The following is a 15,530-nucleotide window of genomic DNA, read 5'->3' as shown; positions in this document are numbered from 1 at the left end:
CGGCAAAATGACTCTTTTTTTCGAAAGGCGCTTGCAATCCTCCGCGTCCCGCTTTAGAGGATCGCCACGCCGCCGACGACAAGTCGGACCGGTACGCACCCGTAGCTCAGCTGGATAGAGCACCAGACTACGAATCTGGGGGTCAGGAGTTCGAATCTCTTCGGGTGCGCCATTTTCCTTCCTTCGAAATACGAAACTAAGACGTCGTCATTACGCACCGAATTGGCGTTTGACCTATCTGTCCGCTGGTTGTTAGTTGTGCGTTTTTTGCATAGCAGACACGCGCGCGATGCGACTGAAGAATGATTGCCTTGTTAACGCCTCGGCATTTAAGCCAGTGCACCCGCCAGCCGGGCCAAAACTCGATGACGACAAGGAACTTCCATGCTGCGTGACCGTATTCGCTACAAGCCACTGCTCGAAAAGGTGGTCAGCGCCGATGAGGCTGCGGCCTATATCAAGGACGGCATGACGGTCGGCATGAGCGGCTTCACGCGTGCCGGTGAGGCAAAGGCCGTGCCGCTGGCGCTCGCCGAGCGCGCCCGCAAGGATCCGCTGAAGATCACCCTGATGACCGGTGCTTCGCTCGGCAACGATCTCGACAAGACGCTCGCCGAGGCGCACGTCACCGCACGGCGCATTCCCTTCCAGTCGGATCCGGGCCTGCGCAAGATGATCAACGCCGGCGAGGTGATGTTTATCGACCAGCACCTGTCCGAAACGGTCGAGCAACTGCGGACAAAGCAACTCAAGCCGGTCGACATCGCCGTCGTCGAGGCCGTCGCCATCACCGAGACGGGCGGCATCGTTCCGACCACTTCGGTCGGCAATTCGGCAAGCTTCGCCATCCTGGCCGACAAGGTGATCATCGAACTCAACATGTCGCAGCCGATCACGCTGGAAGGCCTGCACGACATCTACATTCCATCGCGTCGCCCCACCCGCATGCCGATCCCCGTCGTCACGCCTGAGAGCCGCGTCGGTCTGCCTTTCATTCCCATCCCGCCGGAAAAGATCGTCGCCGTCGTCGTTTCCGAGAAGCATGACAGCTCGGCTGCCATCCAGCCGCCGGACGATGAAACCCGCGCAATCGCCGGCCACCTGACCGATTTCCTTTTGAACGAGGTGAAGCAGGGCCGCATGGGCTATGACCTGCAGCCCCTGCAGGCCGGGATCGGCACGATTGCCAATGCCGTTCTGCATGGCTTCATCGATACGCCGTTCCATGACCTGAAGATGTATTCGGAAGTCTTGCAGGACTCGACATTCGAGCTGTTCGATGCCGGCAAGCTCACCTTCGCCTCGGGTTCGTCGATCACGCTGTCGGCGGAAATGTACCAGAAGGTGCTGCCGCGGCTCGCGGAGTACAAGCATCACCTGATGCTGCGCCCGCAGGAGATCAGCAACCATCCGGAAGTGATCCGTCGCCTCGGTCTCATCTGCATCAATACCGCGCTCGAATTCGACATCTATGGCAACGTCAACTCGACCCATGTCGGCGGGACCCACATGATGAACGGCATCGGCGGTTCGGGCGATTTCGCCCGCAACGGCTTCATGTCGATCTTCGTGACCAAGTCGATGGCCAAGAACGGCGCAATTTCGAGCGTCGTCCCGATGGTCAGCCATGTCGACCACACCGAGCACGATGTCGACATTCTGGTGACCGAAGTCGGTCTCGCGGACCTGCGTGGGCTTGCGCCGCGCGAGCGCGCGCCGGTCATCATCGCCAATTGCGTGGCGAAGGAGTACCGGGATGCGTTGCAGGACTATTTCGACCGCGCGCTGAAGCGTGGCGGACATACGCCCCATGTTCTGGAAGAAGCGCTGTCCTGGCATGTCAATCTGCGCGAACGGGGTACGATGCGTCCCGCCTGAGGATGTAGCATCGTAGAACGCAGAAGGGCCGCATCAGCGGCCCTTTTCGTGTCCAGATGTCAGCGGCGGCGCTACACAGCGCAGTAGGTGCCGTAGAGCGCCGTGATGACGTTGCGGGCCGGTTCGCTTTCGATGCGATACCAGATCGTCTGTCCGTCCCTGCGCCCGGAAATGATCCGGTCGCGGCGCAGAAGTGCCAGGTGCTGCGATACCGTGGAGTCGCGGATCCCGAGGAATTCTGCGAGCTGGCCGACCGAGCGTTCGCCATCGATCAATTGGCAGAGGATGAGCAGCCGATGGCGATTGGCGAGCGCCTTCAGCAATTCGCTGGCGTCGTCGGCGGCCGTCTGCATGGAATCGGGATCAATTTTCATTCTTGCGTATCTACGTTAATCTGAATATATTGTCAAGGCTAGGCGTTGCCGTTCCTTCGCCGTCGGCGGGGAAAATCCAGGGCTTTTGAAGATGCAGGAAGACCGCAAGATCGTTTGTCCCAACTGCTCCGCCGTCAATCGGCTTGTCGGTGGCCGGCCGCCGGCGGAGGCGCGCTGCGGCAAGTGCGGACAGCCGGTGTTTCAGGGGCATCCTGTTGATACCGGTGCCGCCGCCTTCGAGAAACACGTAAGCCGCAGCGATGTTCCGGTGCTCGTCGACGTCTGGGCGCCTTGGTGCGGTCCGTGCCGCATGATGGCGCCGGCCTTTGCCGAGGCGGCCGGTGTGCTCGAGCCGGATGTCCGCCTGATCAAGCTGAATTCCGAAAACGAGCAGGAGACGGCGTCTCGGCTCGGCATTCGCGGCATCCCGACCATGCTCCTCTATCGCGGCGGCCGCGAGATCGCCCGCGTCTCCGGCGCCATGTCGGCCCGGCAGATCATCGACTGGACCCGCTCCCAGATCGGCAAGGCCTGACGCCCGAAGACGGTGTTCATTCGAAAACGCTGGAAAGCTATCGTCAAGGCCGGTAGAAGCTTGGTCTCAGCCTATCTGTGGCCTGGCGTTGGAGTGCGAGTGTATCCTGATCACACCGAGATTTCGGGACGGGTCCTGTCCCGGACAGCAAGCGGTTCGGCGCTGCGCAGAACCGCGTTCCTCGGTCTGGTTGCTTTCGCCCTTGCCGCCTGCGCGGGCCGGCCGATCGGCGTCATGGAGCCGACCAATCACCACGCCGACGGTGCAACCAAGGTCGAGCTGATCGCGGCGACCACGCGGGCCCCGGCGGCCGACAAGGCGATCCTGTTCACCGGCGAGCGCGGTTCCGGCCTGATGATCGACGCGGTGACCATCTCGATCCCGCCGGATGCGAAGCGCGAGATTGGCCAGGTGCAATGGCCGAAACGACTGCCGCCGGATCCGCACAAGGAATTCGCGACCGTTGCCGTCGACCCGATCGAGAGCAGGCAGGAAGGTGAGGCCTGGCTGAAGACGCATGTGCCTGAGAGCCGGCGCGTGCTCGTTTTCGTCCACGGCTTCAACAACCTCTATGAGGAGGCGGTCTACCGCTTCGCCCAGATCGTTCACGACTCCAAGGCCGACGTGGTGCCGGTGGTATTTACCTGGCCGTCGCGGGGCACGGTCTTCGACTACAACTACGACAAGGAAAGCACCAATTATTCGCGGGATGCGCTGGAGGATCTGCTGACGCAGATCGCCCGCAATCCCGCGGTCGGCGAGGTGACGGTGATGGCCCACTCGATGGGCACCTGGCTCGCCGTGGAGGCACTTCGCCAGATGGCGATCCGCAACGGCGGCATCGATCCCAAGATCGGCAATGTCATCCTGGCCGCGCCCGATCTCGACGTCGACGTCTTCAGCCGGCAATACCAGAGCTTCGGCGATAAGCCTCCGCACTTCACCCTGTTCGTCTCGCGCGACGACCGCGCGCTGACGCTTTCCAAGCGTATTTCCGGCAATGTCGAACGGCTTGGTCACATTGATCCGACCCAGGAGCCCTATCGCTCGCAGCTCGAAATGGCGGGTATCTCCGTGCTCGATCTGACCAAGCTCAAGTCCGGCGATCCGCTCAATCACGGCAAGTTCGCCGAGAGCCCGGAAGTCGTGCGCCTCATCGGCGATCGCCTGATTGCCGGCCAGGCGGTGACGGATTCCGCGGTCGGGCTGGGCGAGAGCCTCGGTGCCGTCGCAATTGGCGCCAGCACCACGGTCGGCCAGGCGGCAAGCACCGTCATCAGCACGCCGATCGCCATCTTCGATCCCCGCACGCGCCGCAGCTACAGCCGTCAATGGATGCTGCTCGGAAATTCGGCCGGCAATACGCTCGGTTCTGCCGGCGAGGCGCTGATACCGGCACAGCCGTGAACGCCGCGCGTGTGGCTGCGGCCCCGCAGCCGCGCGTCCCGAGCTTTGCGCCTAGATTGTCCTGACGTGCATCTCGAAGAGGGCCGTGCCGTAGCCGGCCAGTGCGCCGGTCTCCAGGATCTGCCGCGACAGGATGCCGTCGGACGGCGCCAGGACCGGCCGCAACAGCCCTCCAGCCTTCAGCAGGCCGATGATCTCGCCCTGCCTGACCAGGCGCGGCAGGGAACCCTGGCTGTCGCCGAGGGAATGCCGGGGTTCGAATATCCCGATATGCGGAGCCGGGATGGTCTCTCCCGCCCTCGCGGGTGCCGGCGCCAAAGGGACGGGATCCGCGGTCTCGACGACGTCTCCCGCACTGAGAAGGAGATGCCGGTCGCCGTCCTCGAATTCGAAGACTTCGATGCCGTATCGTTGCATGAGTGCAAGCAGTGTTTCGATCGGATGCTCGCTCATCAGGCTCTCCCGAATCCGTCGGCCATCAGCCGCTCGAGATGATGGATGTCGAACCCGCCGGCCAGGATGCCTGGCTCCGCCATCAGCAGGGAATGCAGCGGGCCGGAGCTCTCGACGCCCTCGATCGTCATCTCGCCGAGCGCCCGGCGCATGCGGGCAATCGCGATCTCGCGCGTCGGGCCATGGGCAATCAGCTTGGCGATGAGGGAATCGTAATTGGGCGGGATCTCGTAGCCGGGATAGAGATGCGTATCCAGGCGTATGCCGGGTCCTCCCGGGGCGACAAATCGGCTGAGCCGTCCCGGCGAGGGCGTGAAGCGGAACGGGTTTTCGGCATTGATCCGGCACTCGATGGCATGGCCGTCGAAGCGCACGTCCTCCTGCGCGACCCCGAGCGGCTCTCCCATGGCGATCAACAGCTGTTCGCGGACGATGTCGATCCCGGTGATCTCTTCGGTGACCGGATGCTCCACCTGCACGCGGGTGTTCATCTCGATGAAGTAGAATTCGCCGTCCTCGTAGAGGAACTCGAATGTTCCCGCTCCGCGATAGCCGATTGCAACGCAGGCGGCCGCGCAGCGGCGGCCGATGCGGTCGATCGCCACCGGGTCGATGCCGGGTGGCGGCGCCTCCTCGATCAGCTTCTGATGCCGGCGCTGCGTGGAGCAGTCGCGGGCGCCGAGATGGATCGCATTGCCATGGGCGTCGGCGAGAACCTGGATCTCGACGTGACGGGGAAATTCGAGAAAGCGCTCGACATAGACCTCGGGATTGCCGAAGGCCCGGCCGGCCTCCTCGCGCGCCAGCGAGACGGCGGAGATGAGCGAGGCGGCCTCGCGCACGATCCGCATCCCGCGACCACCGCCGCCGCCCGAAGCCTTGACGATCAGCGGATAGCCGGTCTCTGCGCCGATCGCCGCGATGCGGTCCGGATCGTCGGGGAGCGCGCTATCCGGTCCTGGGACGCAAGGGACACCCGCGGCGATCATCGCCCGCTTGGCCGAAACCTTGTCACCCATTATGCGGATTGCCGAGGCCGGCGGGCCGACGAAGGCGATGCCAGAGCGTTCGACCATTTCGGCGAAGTCGGCGTTTTCGGAAAGAAAGCCATAGCCGGGATGGATGGCGCCGGCCCCGGTCAGTTGCGCGGCAAGCAGGATCTCGTGCTTGTCCAGATAGCTTCGTGCCGCCGGGGCGGGGCCGATACAGAGCGCCTGATCTGCAAGAGCGACATGGCGCAGGCCCGCATCAGCCTTGGAATGAACGGCAATGGTCCTAAGGCCGAGATCCCGGCAGGCCCGGAGGATGCGGAGTGCGATCTCTCCGCGATTGGCGATCAAGACGCTGTCGAACATCAGCGTCAGTCCCTGCCGAGCAAGGCAAGTGCGGTGCCAGGCGTAACCGGCTCACCGTCCTCGATCAGGATACGGGTGATGCGACCGGAGCGCGGCGCTTCGACCGGATTGAGCATCTTCATGGCCTCGACGAGAGCGATCGTCTGGCCTTCCTCGACCACGTCGCCCTCCTTCGCATACGGTTCGGCACCCGGAGCCGGCGCGCGGTAGAAGGTTCCGGAGAGGCCCGCGACGATCACGACCTCGTCGGTCTCGGCGACATCCGGTAGCGCCATCAGGGCGGCGATCTCGGCGGCGGCCATGGCTTCGGGCGAACTCTGGCGCATCGACGGCGCGGCCGCGGACACTCCGTTGCTGCGCGGGGCTGTCTTGGACAGGCGGATCCGCATGCCGTTCTCGCTGACCTCCATTTCGTTGAGGGACGAGTTCTGCAGCATTTCCATCAGTCGTTCGATCACGGTGAGATCCATCGGGGCCTCCTCAGCGAAGGAAGTTGGCGACGGTGACACCGGCGGCTTCGAGCGCCTCGCGTACGGTCCGGGCGATGCCTACGGCCGACGGCGTGTCGCTGTGAACGCAGATCGAATCGATCGACGTGACGATGACGCGTCCGGTGATCGTTTCGATCGATCCGTTCTTCACCATCCTCACGACGCGTCTGGCTGCGGCATCGGCGTCATGGATCACCGCGCCCGGCTGGCTGCGATGCACCAGGAAACCTTCATCCGTGTAGGCGCGGTCGGCGAAGATCTCGGAACGGCAGTTCAGACCCATTTCACGCGCCAGTCGTTCCTGGTGCCCGAGCGCGATCGTCAGGCAGACCAGGCTCGGATCGACGGCCTTCACGGCATTGTTGACGGCGCGTGCCACGGTTTCGTCCTGCTGGGTCAGGTTGCCGAGCGCGCCATGGGCCTTCACATGGGTGATCGGATGGCCGGCATAAGTGGAAAGGGCTTGTGCCGCGCCGATCTGGTAGGCGACGAGCCGTTCGATTTCACCCGCCGAAAACGGTATGTTGCGACGGCCGAAACCCCACAGATCGGGGAAGCCCGGATGCGCGCCGACTGCCACGCCTTTGGCCTTGGCCGTCGCGAACGTCGTCGCCATGATTTCCGGGTCGCCGGCATGCAGCCCGCAAGCGATATTCGCCGAGCTGACGATCGAGAGCATCGCGTCGTCGTCGCCCATGCGATAGGCTCCGAATCCCTCGCCCATGTCGGAATTGAGATCGACGCTGATTGTCATGACGCTTACGCTCCGTTTCTGCCTTCTGGGCAAAGTTTAGGTCGAGGACGCCGGCTTGCACAGGGGCCGGTGAAGAAATGCTTTGGGTCTTTCAAATCCTCTGATATATCAGAATGCGAACAAGCGGAACTGCGACGGTCGATATGCGACAGGGTGACGACAATCCACGGATCAGTGCAGAGGGCGCCGGTGCGCTGCTCTTCGATGTTGCCGGTCCCGTCTTCGATCCGGTGCTGCAGGAACGGCTGTGGGTTCTGGCCCGCAGCCTGCGCGAGATCGACGGCGTGTCCGAGACGGCACCTGGCATGAACAACCTGATGGTGGTCTTCGACCCCTTGCGTCTCGACCCCGAAAAGCTGGAAGCGCAACTGCTGGACGGCTGGCGTCGTGCGGAACCGGGTTCGGCGGTCGGCCGGCTGGTCGACATCCCCGTGGTCTACGGAAACGACGGCAGCGACCTGAAGGAGGTTGCGGCCGCCAAGGGGCTGACTGTCGGGCGGCTGGTCGAAATGCACACCGCACCGGTCTATTCGGTCGCGGCGGTCGGCGCGATGCCGGGTTTCGTCTATCTCTCGGGCCTCGATCCCGATCTTGCCCTGCCGCGCCGCGCCGTACCCCGCATGGGTGTGCCGGTCGGCTCGGTCATCATCGGCGGCGCGCAGGCAGGCATCATGCCCCTGACGGCGCCGTCGGGATGGCATATTCTCGGCCATACCGATTTCTCCCTGTTCGACGCGAAGCGTGAACCGCCGGCGGCTCTTCGAGCCGGTGATCGCATCCGCTTCATCGCAACGGAGGTCCGCGCATGATCGAGATCCTCACGACGGGGGCCGCGAACTCGGTTCAGGATCTGGGGCGCTTCGGTTATCTCGACGCCGGGGTCTCGCGTTCGGGTGCCATGGATGCGTCGGCCTTGGAAATTGCCAACCGCATGATCGGCAACGATGCCGGCGCCGCCGCGATCGAGATCGCCGTCTTTCCCTTTCGGGCAAGATTCAGCCATTCCGCCCTCGTCGCGGTGACTGGTGCCGACTGTCCCGTGAGCCTCAATGGAAACCTCCATCCCGCGTGGTGGGCATTGCCCGTTCGAAGCGGCGATGTTCTCGAACTCGGCCTGCCGCGTTCCGGCGCGCGTGCCTATCTCGCGGTCGCGGGCGGGATCGTCGTCGAAAACGTGCTGGGCTCGGCCGCGACGGACCTGAAGAGCGGGTGGGGCGGACTGGAGGGGCGAGGCCTGCGCCGCGGCGACCGGCTCGTCTTCACGCCGCATTCGGTCCCCCTGACCGCCCTGCCAGCGGGTTTCGGGCTTGATCCGGTCGCCTTGGGGCGTGCAGCCTCCGATCTTGCGGAAACCAACCCGATCCGTGTCGTCCCGGGCGCCGAACACCAGTTCTTCGAGGCGTCGGCTGCCACGGCCTTCGAGACCACGCCGTGGAAGGTCACCGAAGACGCCAATCGGCAGGGCTATCGATTGTCGGGCACCGAACTCAGGCTGACGCGAAAGCTCGAACTGCATTCGCACGGCATCATGCCGGGCACCGTGCAGGCGCCGCCATCAGGCCAGCCGATCATCCAGCTGGCCGAGGCGAATACCTGCGGTGGTTATCCGAAGATCGCCCATGTGATCGAGGCCGATCTCTGGCGCCTCGGCCAGGCGCCGGTCGGGAGCCTGTTGCGGTTTTCCCTGGTCAGCCGCAGCGAGGCAGTGGCGGCGCTGCGTGAGCAGCGTGCGCGGCTCAATCGCGCAGCCGCGTTCGCTGCCCTTGCCCGCAAGGATGCACGGCATCCCGAAATTCTGTCGGCCCTTGCCGGTGCCGACCGATCATCCTGATTGACGGAGTAATATTGATGAGATGGAAGCGTACGATTCAGCTGGTTGACGTCCACTGCGAGGGCGAGATCGGCAAGGTTGCCGTTGGTGGCGTGCCGAAGATCCCGGGCGAAACGATCGCCGAGCAGCTGCATTGGCTGAACAACGATCCCAAGGGCCAGGAACTGCGACGCTTCCTCGTGCTCGAGCCGCGCGGAGCCCCGATCGGTTCGGTCAATCTCCTCTTGCCTGCCAAGCATCCGAAGGCGGATGCCGGGATGGTCATCCTGCAGCCCGATCAGGCGCATGCGAGTTCCGGCTCCAACTCCATCTGCATGACCACGGCGCTTCTCGAAAGCGGGATCGTCGAGATGCAGGAGCCTGAGACCACCGTCGCGCTGGATACCGCAGCCGGCCTTGTCACCGCCACCGCCACCTGCCGCGACGGCCGTTGCGAGCGGGTCAAGCTCACCATGGTTCCGTCCTTCGTGCACGAGCTGGATGTCAGCCTTGAAACCGAGCAGTGGGGCCGTATCACCTTCGATCTCAGTTATGGCGGTATCTTCTATGCGCTCGTGGATGTCGGCCAGGTCGGGCTCAAGATCGACAAGGCGAATGCCCGCGCCCTGGTCGAGGCCGGGATGATCCTCAAAGAAGAGATCAACCGCCGCATCCCGGTGGTTCACCCGGAAATTCCGGCGATTTCCGGCGTCGCCTATGTGATGTTCCGCGACGTCGACCCCGATGGCGCGATCCGCACCTGCACCACGATGTGGCCGGGTCGCGTCGACCGCTCGCCCTGTGGAACAGGCAGTTCCTCCAATCTAGCGACGCTGCATGCCCGCGGCAAGGTCAAGGTCGGCGATGTCCTGACCTCCCGTTCGATCATCGGTTCGGAGTTCGAGGTCGGCTTCAAGGAGCTGACCGAGGTGGCCGGCCGTCCGGCCGTCATTCCGACGATCAGCGGGCGTGGCTTCACGTTCGGCCTGCATCAGGTGGCACTCGACCCCTTCGACCCGCTGGCCGAGGGCTTCGCCCTGACCGATGTCTGGGGGCCTTCGGCCGGCTCGATTGGTTAATACGGCGAGTTCCGGATCAACTTTTTACCAATTGGTAATTGATCCACGGCTTTCGTGTCCCGATCCGGCTTGCTCTTTGTGCCGATCGGGGCATAAGAAGTCTCTGCATTTGTCCAGCCCATGCTGCTGCAAGTATAACAAAAGTGGAAGAGCCGTTTGACGACAGGAACCAACCTGCAGACCAACCCGCAGAACCTCTCTACGCTGCGCGGAACTTCGATATTTGCCAGCTTGACTGCGGGCGAAGACAACGAATGGCTGTCCCGTTGCCATACGAGATCTCTCTGCGCGGGTGAAAGTCTGGTCGACTACGAGGATCTGTCGAAGGATGTCTTTGTTGTCCAGAGTGGAGAAATCCGCGCCGTTCTCCGTTTTACCGTTGGCAAAGAGGCAATCCTCGGCACCTTTCGACGCGGCGACCTGCTGGGCGAGCTGTCGGCGATTGACGATATGGCGCGTTCCGCAAGCCTGATGGCTGTCAGTGATGCGGTCGTGACCGTTATTCCCTATGTGGTCTTCCACGATATCCTGCGCAATCGCCCGGAGGTCTGTCTGGCGTTGATGCAGTTGCTCTCCCGCCGCATCCGCGTCATGAACGAGAGGATCTCGGAACTGTCGTTCCTCGACACAAAGCATCGCCTTTACAATACCCTGCTGAGGCTTTCGCGATTGCGGGGGGACGGCGGCCGGGAGCGGATCATCTCGCCGCCCCTCGTGCACGCCGAACTGGCCGAGCATATCGGATCCAGCCGAGAGACAGTGTCCCGCGAGATGTCCAAGCTGATCCGCGAGCAACTGATCGAGCGCACCAGCCGTGCCATCGTACTGAAAAATCCGGTCGAACTGTCCCGCCGAATTTCTCGCGCCCTCGAGGGCTGATCGCCCGCTTTCCAGAGCATGACCGAGCTTCTTCAAGAACGGGTCCGGACGCTTGTCGTTTCCGGACCCGTTCTTTTAGCGTGCGCTAAAAACTTAAGATCATCTTAATGTAGCAATCCGTAAAATTGATTCAAAACGGTTCAATCAAAATCAGTGTCCCCCTGCTAGAACCAAGGCACAACAGGCGCTTTGCGGCGAGGGAAGAGCGGAATGACGATCCTGATCGTTGAAGACAATGCTACGAATGCAATGATCCTGAAGCATCTCGCGAAGAAGGTGACGGACGAAGACATCGTCGTCGAGGCAGATGCCACGAAGGCCCTGTCGCTTTGTCATAATACCCTCTTCAACATGCTGATCGTCGATCACATGTTGCCGGGCATGAGCGGACTGCAGTTCATCAAGGCGATCCGCATGATGTCGCGCTACGATGCTATTCCGGTCGTCATGGTGACCGCCGATCAGGAGCCAAAGCTGCGCGAGAGCGCGCAGGGGGTCGGCGTCACCGATTTCCTGACCAAGCCCGTCGAGGCGGTCGCTTTCCGTGCACTCCTGTCTTCTTGCCTCGGGTGCCCGTCTTTTCCCTCGGCGCTTGCCGGTTGAGATCGAAGCTATACGGGAAGAAACGCATGAAAACGCTCCTTGCTCTCGCCCTCGTGGCCTGCGTTGCAAGCCCTGCTCTTGCACTGGACGCACCGGCCGGACCGGTGGTCCTGACGATTTCCGGCAGCGTCAAGAATGCCAATCACGACGGTAGCGCCGCCTTTGACCTCACGATGATCGAGGCCATCGAAGGCCGCGCCGCGAAAATGGAAACGCCGTGGACGAAGGGTGAGGTCGAGTTCACCGGCCCCTATCTCCGCAAGGTGCTGGAGGCCGCTGGCGCCGAAGGCACCATGCTGATCGTGCGGGCGCTGAATGGCTATTCCGCCGAGGTTCCCTTTGCCGATGCCGTCGATTTGGACACGATCCTCGCCACCCGTCTCGACGGCAAGCCGATGACCGTTCGGACGAAGGGACCCCTGATGCTGGTCTATCCGTTCGACAAGGATCACTCGCTCTACAACGAGAAGTATTTCACCCGGTCGGTCTGGCAGATCAAGGAAATCGAGGTCGTGCGGTGACACGTTTGCGCAGAAGCGGTGACATCATGCGCAAGGCAGGGAGTACCACCCTGATCCTGCAGCTGTTGTCGGCTGTCCTGCTCTTCGTGCTGATCATGCTGTTCGTCGACATCTCCCGGCAGTTCCGCTTTCTGCAGGACGGTATCCGCGAAAACGCCGTTTGGTCGGTCTATCAGCTGGATCGGGAAGTCCGCGCTCTTGATTACAGCGTTGCCGAATTGCGGCGCCAGGCGCCCGGGACCGGTCGCGCCGACGAACTCGTCCTGCGCTATGACATTCTCTTTTCCAGGGCCGGGCTGGTGAAGGAATCGAAGTTCAGCAGCTACTTCTCGCAAGATGAGAAGGTCGCCCGGCTGCTTTCCGAGATCTCTGCCGGCGTCGCTGGTCTGGAGCCTGCGTTTGACGCATATGCTGCCGGTCGGGCACCCACGACAGAGGAACTTGAAGAGATTGACAGCACGCTCGCCGACTTGGCGGTACGGACCGAAGATCTTTTGGTTCATACCAACATGCGGCTGAGCATCGAGCGCTCGGATGCCCGCGAGACCGTCTTTGAACTCGAGCGAACCTCGGCGATCATGCTCGCTCTGCTCATGATCTCGGTCGTCTTCCTGGTCGTCACCCTGCGTCGCCAGCTCAAGTCGGTTCGCAAGGCGGGTCTGGAACTTGAGGGCATGGCGCGTCGCGTCAGCGAAGCCTATGAGGCTGCGGATGCCGGCAACCGGGCGAAATCCCAGTTCATGGCGACCATGGGACATGAAATCCGCACGCCGCTTAACGCCATTCTCGGCATGTCGGAAATCCTCGAGTTTTCCGAACTTCCCGATGATGCGCGCTCCAGCGTCAAGACGATCCGTTCGTCCGGCGAGGCACTGCTGGAGGTCATCAACGAGATCCTCGACTATTCGAAGATCGAGCACGGCAAGCTCGAACTCGAAGAGCGTGCCGTGGATATTCGTGCCCTTGCCGAAACCACCGTCAGCATCATCCGCGGCCGCGCCGACGATCATGGCAACACCGTCGTGCTCGATATTCCGGATTCACTCGACGCGCTCTATGTCCGTACCGACCCCACCCGTCTGCGCCAGGTGCTACTGAACCTCCTGTCCAACGCGGTCAAGTTCACCAGCAAGGGTACCGTGACCCTGCGCCTTCGCGAGTTCTATCGCCACGGCAAGCTGATGCTGCGCTTCGAGGTGGAGGACACCGGCATCGGCATCGATGAGGTCGGCCTCGCCAAGCTCTTCAAGCCCTTCTCCCAGGTCGATGCGTCGATCACCCGGAAATATGGCGGCACGGGCCTCGGCCTGACCATCTGCAAGCAGATCGTCGAGAAGCTCGGCGGCGAGCTCGGCATGAGCAGCACCGTCGGTGTCGGCAGCATTTTCTGGTTCGAGCTTTCCGTGGTGGCGGTCGGCAAGGACGAGGTCCGTCGCCAGGGCGGCTTTGCCGACAAGGCGCCGTTGCCGCGCCTGCGCATCCTGCTCGTCGAGGACAACCGCGTGAACCAGATGGTCGCGACCCGCTTCCTGGACCGGCTGGGACAGGATGTCGTGGTGGCGAATGACGGCGCGGAAGCAGTCACGCTTGCAGGCGAGGAGAGCTTCGACGTCATCCTGATGGACATGCAGATGCCGGTGATGGACGGCATCGAGGCGACCCGCCGGATCATCGCCGAAGGCGGCCCGTCCTCGTCGGCTCCGATCATCGCGATGACGGCAAACGCCTCCGACGACGACCGGCGGCGCTGCATCGAGGCCGGCATGGCGGGCTTCGAATCCAAGCCCGTCACGATGGAGCGGCTGCGCAACGTGGTGAAGTCGATTGTCGATGTGCCGGCCGACGCCGGAAACGAAGATGCCGCCGACGAAGGCGGCCTGCCGGAGCTGATCAACATGGACGACACGGATTTCCCGTCTATCCCGGAACTGGCAATCGAGGGCCTCGACGAAGCCCGTCAGTCGGAGCTCGTCGACGCATTGGGCGAAGACGTGTTCTACGAACTCGTCGAATCCTTCTTCCAGGATGCGGCCGCCCTCATTCAGGAACTGCACGTGGCCCTCGCCAACCATGACCCCCAGAAGATCGACCGCGTGCTGCACACCATCAAGGGTGCCGCCGTGAACATCGGTCTCAACGACCTAGCCGATCGGGCGCACGCGATGCGCGACGGTCGTCCTTCTCCCGCCGATGTCGACAGGCTGACCGGCGAAATCGAAACCCTCAAATTCAAACTCGTAGCTTGAGAGCTTAGGGAGGCGTCCATGCGTATCCTGCTGGTCGATGACAACAGCACCAACCTGAAACTGCTGACGAAACTCGTCGCGAAGCTCGACAGCTGCGAAGCGGTCGGCTTCGACAGTCCCGACGCGGTTCTCTCCGCACTGCCGGATCTCGATTTCGATATCGCGATCATCGACTACCAGATGCCGGTCTACAACGGCGTAGAGCTATTCACCGAGATCGTGCGTTTCGACAAATATGCCCAGGTTCCGGTGATCTTCGTCACGGCGGACAAGGATATGACGACCCGCATGGCTGCGCTTAATGCCGGCGCGATCGACTTCCTGACGAAGCCGATCAACCCGGTCGAGTTCCAGGCGCGCGTACAGAACATCGTCTCGCTCGCACGCGCCCGCCGCCAGCTCGCCGACCAGGCGGAATGGCTGCGCCGCGAGGTCGACCGCGCTGTTGGTGAACTGCGCCAGCGCGAGCAGGAGATCATCCACCGCCTGACGCTTGCCGCCGGCTACAAGGATCCGGAAACCTCGCGCCACACGCTTCGCGTTGCCGCGTATGCCGAAGCGATCGCCATTGAACTCGGTCTGCCGGAGCAATTCTGCAACGACATCCGGCTCGCCGCCCCGATGCATGACATCGGCAAGGTCGCTATGCCGGACACGGTGCTGCTGAAGCAGGGCCGCCTGACCGAGGCCGAGTACCGCCAGATGCAGTCGCATGCCCAGATCGGCAGCGATATCCTAGCGCGCTCCCATTCCTCCCTGCTGCAGCTCGCCTCGGAGATTGCGGCGAGCCATCACGAGCGCTGGGATGGCCAGGGCTATCCGAACCGCCTGGCCGGCGACGCCATCCCGATCTCGGGCCGGATCATCTGCATCGCTGACAACTTCGACGCGCTGACGACCGAGCGCCCCTACAAGCCGGCCTGGTCCTTCGAGCGCACGGTCGAACACATCGTCGGTCGCGCCGGTAGCCAGTTCGATCCGGATTGCGTGGCGGCGTTCCAGCGTGCATTGCCGAGGATCCGTGAAATCATGGACAACGACCGCCGCGAGCAGCTTGAAGAGGCTGAAAAGGCCCTCGCGTTGCAGGCCGGCAAGGTCGCCTGACACGCGGGTTTGATCGACGCGGCGAACGTGCTATCTGCGGG

The 15,530-nt window shown here is 62.9% G+C and carries 16 protein-coding genes and 1 tRNA gene; 12 read left to right on the top strand and 5 right to left on the bottom strand.

The genetic code is table 11. The annotated features are described in order from the left end of the window. Positions 1-95: 95 nt before the first annotated feature. Both HHL25_RS12950 and HHL25_RS12945 read left to right on the top strand, forming a co-directional pair. Positions 96-172: transfer RNA gene (locus HHL25_RS12950), tRNA-Arg, on the top strand. Positions 173-384: 212 nt separating this feature from the next. Beyond that, positions 385-1,878 (top strand): acetyl-CoA hydrolase/transferase family protein, encoded by a 1,494-nt coding sequence (locus HHL25_RS12945; RefSeq protein WP_169591262.1) that lies wholly within the window; start codon positions 385-387, stop codon positions 1,876-1,878. Positions 1,879-1,949: 71 nt separating this feature from the next. Here the strand turns inward: HHL25_RS12945 and HHL25_RS12940 are convergent, their stop codons facing one another. Continuing rightward, on the bottom strand, positions 1,950-2,252 hold the full coding sequence (locus HHL25_RS12940; RefSeq protein WP_169591258.1) for an ArsR/SmtB family transcription factor: 303 nt from the start codon (positions 2,250-2,252) through the stop codon (positions 1,950-1,952). 91 nt (positions 2,253-2,343) lie between these two features. Here HHL25_RS12940 and trxC point away from each other — a divergent pair, with 91 nt between their 5' ends. After that, a complete protein-coding gene (trxC, locus tag HHL25_RS12935) occupies positions 2,344-2,787 on the top strand; it encodes a thioredoxin TrxC (RefSeq protein ID WP_169591255.1) in 444 nt (147 codons plus the stop codon). A 162-nt stretch (positions 2,788-2,949) separates the two neighbouring features. Next, on the top strand, positions 2,950-4,194 hold the full coding sequence (locus tag HHL25_RS12930; RefSeq protein WP_246701826.1) for an alpha/beta hydrolase: 1,245 nt from the start codon (positions 2,950-2,952) through the stop codon (positions 4,192-4,194). Between the two features lie 51 nt (positions 4,195-4,245). Here HHL25_RS12930 and HHL25_RS12925 read toward each other — a convergent pair whose 3' ends face one another. Genes HHL25_RS12925 through HHL25_RS12910 form a run of 4 tightly spaced genes read right to left on the bottom strand, consistent with a single transcriptional unit; the run spans position 4,246 to position 7,247 of the window. After that, positions 4,246-4,647: a hypothetical protein gene (locus HHL25_RS12925; protein ID WP_169591253.1), complete on the bottom strand. Its 402-nt coding sequence runs from the start codon at positions 4,645-4,647 to the stop codon at positions 4,246-4,248. Next, entirely contained in the window at positions 4,647-6,002 is a 1,356-nt protein-coding gene (gene accC / locus HHL25_RS12920; protein ID WP_169591250.1) for an acetyl-CoA carboxylase biotin carboxylase subunit, read from the bottom strand. The genes HHL25_RS12925 and accC overlap by 1 nt, the downstream gene beginning before the upstream one ends. Before the next feature lie 5 nt (positions 6,003-6,007). Further along, complete coding sequence (gene accB / locus HHL25_RS12915; protein ID WP_169591248.1) at positions 6,008-6,472, bottom strand: acetyl-CoA carboxylase biotin carboxyl carrier protein; 465 nt, start codon at positions 6,470-6,472, stop codon at positions 6,008-6,010. A 10-nt stretch (positions 6,473-6,482) separates the two neighbouring features. Continuing rightward, positions 6,483-7,247 (bottom strand): LamB/YcsF family protein, encoded by a 765-nt coding sequence (locus HHL25_RS12910; protein ID WP_169591244.1) that lies wholly within the window; start codon positions 7,245-7,247, stop codon positions 6,483-6,485. Between the two features lie 143 nt (positions 7,248-7,390). Here HHL25_RS12910 and pxpB point away from each other — a divergent pair, with 143 nt between their 5' ends. From pxpB to HHL25_RS12870, 8 genes are all read left to right on the top strand, one after another. Next, a complete protein-coding gene (gene pxpB / locus HHL25_RS12905; RefSeq protein ID WP_169591240.1) occupies positions 7,391-8,056 on the top strand; it encodes a 5-oxoprolinase subunit PxpB in 666 nt (221 codons plus the stop codon). Further along, positions 8,053-9,078, top strand: coding sequence for a 5-oxoprolinase subunit C family protein (locus HHL25_RS12900; RefSeq protein ID WP_169591226.1), 1,026 nt, complete (start codon positions 8,053-8,055; stop codon positions 9,076-9,078). The genes pxpB and HHL25_RS12900 overlap by 4 nt, the downstream gene beginning before the upstream one ends. A 17-nt stretch (positions 9,079-9,095) precedes the next feature. Next, positions 9,096-10,136 (top strand): proline racemase family protein, encoded by a 1,041-nt coding sequence (locus tag HHL25_RS12895; protein ID WP_169591222.1) that lies wholly within the window; start codon positions 9,096-9,098, stop codon positions 10,134-10,136. Positions 10,137-10,292: 156 nt separating this feature from the next. Further along, complete coding sequence (locus tag HHL25_RS12890; RefSeq protein ID WP_169591219.1) at positions 10,293-11,015, top strand: Crp/Fnr family transcriptional regulator; 723 nt, start codon at positions 10,293-10,295, stop codon at positions 11,013-11,015. 210 nt (positions 11,016-11,225) lie between these two features. Next, complete coding sequence (locus HHL25_RS12885) at positions 11,226-11,618, top strand: response regulator (RefSeq protein WP_169591216.1); 393 nt, start codon at positions 11,226-11,228, stop codon at positions 11,616-11,618. A gap of 26 nt (positions 11,619-11,644) precedes the next feature. Next, positions 11,645-12,139: a molybdopterin-dependent oxidoreductase gene (locus HHL25_RS12880; RefSeq protein ID WP_169591213.1), complete on the top strand. Its 495-nt coding sequence runs from the start codon at positions 11,645-11,647 to the stop codon at positions 12,137-12,139. 26 nt (positions 12,140-12,165) lie between these two features. Then, positions 12,166-14,385 (top strand): ATP-binding protein, encoded by a 2,220-nt coding sequence (locus HHL25_RS12875; protein ID WP_169591209.1) that lies wholly within the window; start codon positions 12,166-12,168, stop codon positions 14,383-14,385. Positions 14,386-14,403: 18 nt separating this feature from the next. After that, positions 14,404-15,489 (top strand): HD domain-containing phosphohydrolase, encoded by a 1,086-nt coding sequence (locus HHL25_RS12870; protein ID WP_169591206.1) that lies wholly within the window; start codon positions 14,404-14,406, stop codon positions 15,487-15,489. The last annotated feature ends 41 nt before the right edge of the window (positions 15,490-15,530 follow it).

The organism is Rhizobium terricola, assembly GCF_012927355.1.
GTDB lineage: Bacteria > Pseudomonadota > Alphaproteobacteria > Rhizobiales > Rhizobiaceae > Allorhizobium > Allorhizobium terricola.
The sequence above is the reverse complement of the archived record's forward strand: the minus strand, read 5'-3'. Positions and strand labels throughout refer to the sequence as shown.